General features: G+C 63.7%; 2 pseudogenes. Both read left to right on the top strand.

The features are described from left to right. Positions 1-458, top strand: a pseudogene (locus tag EAO73_RS37015) (hypothetical protein); the annotation flags it as partial. 376 nt (positions 459-834) lie between these two features. Continuing rightward, a pseudogene (locus EAO73_RS35330) lies at positions 835-1,320 on the top strand (hypothetical protein); the annotation flags it as partial.

Raw genomic sequence — 1,320 nt, 5'->3', positions numbered from 1 at the left:
GGACACAACTCAACACCGAGCAGCAGCGACGGCTGGAAGAGCTCGGGGTACGACCACGAGCCGCTGCACCAGCCCGTAAGAACGCAGGACGGGGCGCGGCAAAGACCCATAAGGGCACAGCACAGGCAACAGCACAGGGAACAGCACAGGCCCAGGCACAAGCAGCGCTCCCCACGCACGGAACAGCGCAGCCAGCAGCGCAGGCAACAGCGAAGGAAGCGGCGAAAGCTGAGAACGGGAAAGGCAGCGAAGCCTTCCAACGCGGCGTACAAGCCCTACAGCAATACATCACACGCGAAAGCACAACAGTTGTCGGGCGGCAGCACATCGAACACCTGCCGGACGGGACGACCGTACGACTGGGCGTATTCCTCAGCAACCACAAAAACCGCCGCGACAAACTCAGCGACGACCAACTCACCACCCTCACCAACCTGGGGCTCGACTGGGCGGGATAGGAAACTGACCTGGTTGCGCGCGTCGGCCCTCAACTCCGGCGGGTAGTTCTTCTTCATGACCACGAGATGTCCGGTCTCAGATCCGCAGGATCCAGTGTCTGGTGTGTCCACGATCCGGGGCCAAGGCCCGTTGGCGATGCCCTTCTGTGCAGCTGATTTGAGTCTCGACAGGCCGTGGAGCAGTGCGACAGTCTGAACTCCCATATCGCTGACGGAGCGGCGGCCTAGGCCCGAATCAGGGCGAGGCACGTGCTGTTAGCGCCACCCAGACCATGCAGGACACGGGGAGCAGATGACGCCGACACCCGACCCTCCAACACCACCCCCCGCCCTGCCGCCGACGCCGCCCCCATCGCCTGGCGGACGAAGCCGGGACGTGGCCGCGTGGGTTTCCGCGATCACCGCTGCGCTGGGGCTGGTGCTCGGCTTCTTCGGACTGCCGTTTCTGGTGAACTCGCCAACCGCACGACCTGCGGCCCCGACCGTGACCGTGACTGAGACAGTCACCGCACAGCCGCCGGATACACCGCGTGCGTCGACTGCCGCGACACCAACTGCTACGCCCGCCGACACGGCAGACAACCCGTCCGGCGTGTACAGGTCCGTGACAGTCGACATTGCTGAGGACTACGGCATCGACCTCGATGACGATCCTCTACGCCCCGAGAGCAGGGATGCGGACAAAGAGCTCTATGAGTTCGAGGGAACCCTCTGGGCTGGGAAGGGTGCCCAGTTGATCCTTCTGGATCGCAAGGAGAAGGGCGACTACCAGACCTGCAGTACAGTGACCCGCTTCGAGGAACGTCTGGACTGGTACATGGACGACGGCACCCGCTTCTGCATCATCTCCCCTACCGGACTA

Origin of the sequence: Streptomyces sp. col6 (assembly GCF_008042035.1) — a bacterium.
In the GTDB taxonomy this organism is placed as follows: Bacteria; Actinomycetota; Actinomycetes; order Streptomycetales; family Streptomycetaceae; genus Streptomyces.
The sequence above is the reverse complement of the archived record's forward strand: the minus strand, read 5'-3'. Positions and strand labels throughout refer to the sequence as shown.